The organism is Promicromonospora kroppenstedtii DSM 19349, assembly GCF_000515355.1.
Classification (GTDB): Bacteria; Actinomycetota; Actinomycetes; order Actinomycetales; family Cellulomonadaceae; genus Promicromonospora; species Promicromonospora kroppenstedtii.
Map to the genome: position 1 here is coordinate 14,710 of NZ_KI911697.1, position 4,282 is coordinate 18,991.

The 4,282-nt window shown below is 71.1% G+C and carries 3 protein-coding genes and 1 pseudogene; 3 read left to right on the plus strand and 1 reads right to left on the minus strand.

The genetic code is table 11. From position 1 onward, the window contains the following. From PROKR_RS18065 to PROKR_RS18075, 3 genes are all read left to right on the plus strand, one after another. On the plus strand, window positions 1-458 hold a 458-nt coding region (locus PROKR_RS18065; protein WP_036965386.1), incomplete at its 5' end, for an acetylxylan esterase. Window positions 459-471: 13 nt separating this feature from the next. Further along, entirely contained in the window at window positions 472-1,833 is a 1,362-nt protein-coding gene (locus PROKR_RS18070; RefSeq protein ID WP_245605874.1) for an ABC transporter substrate-binding protein, read from the plus strand. 67 nt (window positions 1,834-1,900) lie between these two features. After that, window positions 1,901-3,067, plus strand: coding sequence for an ROK family protein (locus PROKR_RS18075; protein ID WP_036965390.1), 1,167 nt, complete (start codon window positions 1,901-1,903; stop codon window positions 3,065-3,067). 110 nt (window positions 3,068-3,177) lie between these two features. On the opposite strand, the pseudogene PROKR_RS35350 reads toward PROKR_RS18075, so the two are convergent. Beyond that, window positions 3,178-3,540, minus strand: a pseudogene (locus PROKR_RS35350) (VOC family protein); the annotation flags it as partial. Between the last annotated feature and the right edge of the window lie 742 nt (window positions 3,541-4,282).

Genomic DNA, 4,282 nt, shown 5'->3' on the forward strand with positions numbered 1-4,282 from the left:
ACAGCCAGGGCGCCGGGATCGCGCTGGCCGCGGGCTACCTGGCCCCCGGCGTGGCCGCGGTACTGGCGCAGGCCCCGTTCCTCGCGGACCTGCCGGGAGCGCTGACACTCAGCCGCAACGGCCCCTACCGCGAGCTGGCCGACCTGCTGGCCCGGGACCGGGCGCGCCGCGAGCGCGCACTGGTCACGCTGCGCCACTTCGACGTCGTCAACTTCGCCCGCCTGGCCCACGCTCCCGCGTGGTTCTCCGCCGGGCTCGACGACGACGTCACTCCCCCCGAAACCGTGTTCGCCGCGCACAACGAGTACGCGGCGCCGCACGACATCGCCGTCTGGCCGGTCAACGGCCATGACGCCGGCGGCAGCCTCGACCGGCAGGGCGCGCTCGACGTGCTCGGCCGTGTGCTCGAGGCCGACGTCGGCCCCGTCAACCCGAACCGAACCCACCCGGTCCCTTGATCGAAGAGGAATCATGAAACCGAAGCACATGCTGAGCATCGTCGCTGCAGCCGCTGTCACCGTCTCGCTGGCCGCCTGCGCGGGTGGCCCGACCGGCGGAGCGGCCGAGGAGGGCGCCCACGCGGGCACCGTCAACTGGTGGACCTGGGACGAGAAGCAGGCCGAGTCGTACAAGACGTGCCTGCCCGCCTTCCAGGAGAAGTACCCCGACATCACGGTCAACATCACGCAGTACGCGGTGGACGACTACTTCACCAAGCTCACGGCCGGCTTCGTGGCCGGCAACGCGCCGGACGCGTTCCAGAACAGCGTGGAGTTCCTCGACTCGTACGCCAAGCAGGGCCAGCTCGAGCCGCTCGACGACTACATCGCCGAGTCGGACTACGACCTGGGCGTGTTCAACGTGGGCGTCCCGGCGTTCACGTACACGGACGACAAGCAGTACGCGCTGCCGCTCGACTGGGCCGGCTCCGCGTTCTACTACAACAAGGACATGCTGAAGGACGCCGGCCTCACCGAGGACGACGTCACGAACATGACCTGGAACCCGGAGGACGGCGGCACCTTCGACGAGGTCGTCTCGCACCTCACCGTCGACGAGAACGGCAAGCGCGGCGACGAGAAGGGCTTCGACAAGGACAACGTCAAGGTCTACGGGATCGGGGCCCTCGGTACGAGCGACTACCTGGGTCAGACCACCTGGTACCAGTTCGCGGCCGCGACGGGCTGGACCATGCGCGAGCCCGCGGCGTGGCCCACGTCCTTCGCGTTCGCCGACCCGACGTTCGTCGAGACCATGGACTACCTGCGCGGCCTGTCCGACCGTGGCCTGGCCCCGAAGTTCGGCCAGTTCACCGTCGGTGACACCGAGCAGCTCGGTTCCGGCTCGGTCGCGATGATCTCCGGCGGCTCGTGGTCGGCCACGACGTTCGCGAAGCTGCCCGGCATGTCGGTCGGCATCGCGCCCAACGTGCTCGGCCCGGACGGCGAGACGCGCGTGGTGATGAGCAACTCCAACGGCAACATGCTGTGGTCGGGCAGCAAGGTCAAGCAGGCGGCCTGGGACTGGATCTCGTTCATGGGGACGGCCGAGTGCCAGGAGAGCGCCGCGCTCACCTCGGGCTCGTTCTTCCCGTCGATCCCCTCGGCCATGGAGGCCCTGGCCGCGGACCAGCTCGAGAAGGGCGTCGACCTGAGCGTCTTCGTGGACTACTCGAAGAACGAGCAGCTCGAGCCGTCGCTGGCCTACCGCAACGGCGCCGAGCTCAAGTCGGAGCTGCAGCCCCTGTTCGAGGCGTACTACAGCCACCAGCGTGACGACGACGTCTGGCAGGAGGCCGCCGACAAGGCCCAGGAGATCCTGTCCAAGCAGTAGCCAGCCACCCCCGGTCCGGGCGCGGCGCCCCGCGCGTCGCGCCCGGACCTGAAGGCGAGGTCATTCCATGAGCCCCCTGGTCGCCCGGATCCCCGCGCTGCGCACGGCGACGTCGGCGGAGATCTTCACGCGCATCATCACGCACGGTCCGGTCAGCCGGATCGAGATCGGCCGCCTCACCGGGCTCTCGCAGGCCAAGGTGACCAAGACCGTGAGCCCGCTGATCCGCGACGGCTTCGTGACCGTGGGCGAGCACGCCGAGAGCTCCTCGCCGGGGCGGCCCGTCTACCCCCTGAGCGTGGTGCCGCGTTCGATGCTCGCGATCGGCGTCAAGGTCAACGCCGACGAGATCGTGGCCGTCGCGGTGAGCATCGGCAACGAGGTGCTCACCTCCACCCGCAGGCCCCTGGCACGGCACGACCCGGAGACGGTCGCGGCCGAGATCGTGCGCTGCGCGCGCCGGCTCGTGGACAAGCTCGGGGACAGTGCGGAGCGGCTCGTGGGCATCGGCGTCTCGGTGTCCGGCGACATCGACTCCGGCTCCGGCGTCGTGCGTCACTCCCCGCTGCTGGGCTGGGCCAACGTGCCCCTGGGCGCCACGGTCGCCCGGGAGGTCGACCTGCCGGTCGTGGTCGAGAACGACGTGCGGGCGCTCGCGAGGTCCGAGCAGTGGTTCGGGCTCGGCGTCGAGGCGGAGAGCTTCGCCATCGTCACCATCGGCGCGGGCATCGGCTGCGGCATCTACGTCAACCGCGACGTCGTGGTGGGAGCACACGGCGTCGTCGGCGAGATCGGCCACCTGCCGCTGGCCTCCCCCGACGCGAGATGCGTGTGCGGACGCCGCGGCTGCGTCGAGGCGGTGGCGTCCTCGGGCGCCATCCGTGACGCCGTCCGCGTGGGGCACGGCGACCCCGCGCTCACCCTCGCGGACGCGGTGGCCCTGGCGCACTCCGGCGACCGCACCGCCGTCGACGCGTTCGACCGGGCAGGCACGGCCATCGGGGCGGCGCTGGCCGTGACCGCGAACCTGGTGGACCCCGAGGTGGTGGTCATCGCGGGCGAGGGCGTCATGGAGTACGACCTGTACGAGCGCCGCATCCGCGAGGAGTTCGCCGCGCACGCGTTCGGCGCGGCGGCGAACTGCCGCCTGGTGGTGCGGCGGCACACGTTCATCGACTGGGCCTGCGGCGCGGCGGTGGCGGCGTTCCGGGAGGCGCTGCGGCCCGTCGGCTGAGGGGGTGGGTGGTCCCGGGGTGGTCCGGGTGGGGTGGTCCGGGGTGGGTGGTCCGGGCCGGTCGGGGGCTGTTCGGGGGCTGCTCGGGGCCACTCGGGGAAGACGCAGAACTCGTTGCCCTCGGGGTCGGTCATGACCACCCAGTTCTCGTGCCGCCTGACCTCGGCCGCGCCGGCCGCGACCAGACGCGCCACCTCGCTGTCCCGGTCGGGGGCGCGGACGTCGAGGTGCACCCGGTTCTTGACCGCCTTGGGCTCGGGCACGGCGTTGAAGAAGAGGCGCGGAGCCCCGGCCGGGCCCTCGACCAGCACGGACGGGTCGTCCTCCGGGTCGTGGACGCCGATCGTGCGCAGCCGGGCCAGCTCCTCGTCGTCGTACGGGGCGACGGTGTAGCCGTCCAGCACGATTGACCAGAACCGGGCCAGGGACGCGGGGTGGCGGCAGTCGAACACCACGTCGTGAAGTCTCGCCATGGGCACCACCGTAGGTCCTGGACCGCGCTGTCCGGGGCGTTCGGCCAGGCAGGGCCCGGCCGGTCACGCGCATCCACCGGATCATCCAGGGGACGGCGGACGGCGGACGGCGGACGGCGGACGGCGGACGGCTCAGCACAATCGGGCCGCCTACGCGGTGTCAAGGTCAGTACCCAGAGGTCCGGCCGCGTGGATCGGTCCGGCCGCCGAACCCGTCGCAGGCCTGCAACGAGGTGGGCTGTTCCCCATGGGGCGAACGGATTGCTGGTGCGGGCGCTCGTGGGGTCTCTGCACCCGCGCCGAGCGTCTGGCGCGATCGGCGAGACGGCTAGCAGATCACGATCGCTGACCGTGGAGTTCCCAGGTTTTCCACAAGGCGACCAGGCGGATTCTGCTATCGGCAGAGCGGGCCGATTCGACGAGCGGTGCGTACGTGTGTGCGATATGTTGATGGCATGACGCGAATCGGTGGGGTACCAGAACGAGCAGGCGAGCAGCCTGCTCGATCGGTGCTGCCCGGGACAGGGTCGAGATTGCCTTCCGGGTCACTGCCCGGGAGCGAGCGGAGGCCGCTTGGCGGATCGTTGCTGCCCAGTGGGTCGGTGCTGACCGGTGCTGCCGAGTCACCGGTAGCCACCGGTGCGTCCGAGGCCGGTGGCGTCGTCGACGTCGCGGCGGTGCGGCGTGCCCTGGCAGAGATGATCCTGCCCGGTGCCACTGACACTCCCGCCAGTGTGCCTGC

Excerpts from the sequence above, each read along its gene's own strand:
- PROKR_RS18075 (WP_036965390.1), top strand. The coding sequence starts at position 1,901 with ATGAGCCCCCTGGTCGCCCGGATCCCCGCGCTGCGCACGGCGACGTCG.
- PROKR_RS18070 (WP_245605874.1), top strand. The coding sequence starts at position 472 with ATGAAACCGAAGCACATGCTGAGCATCGTCGCTGCAGCCGCTGTCACC.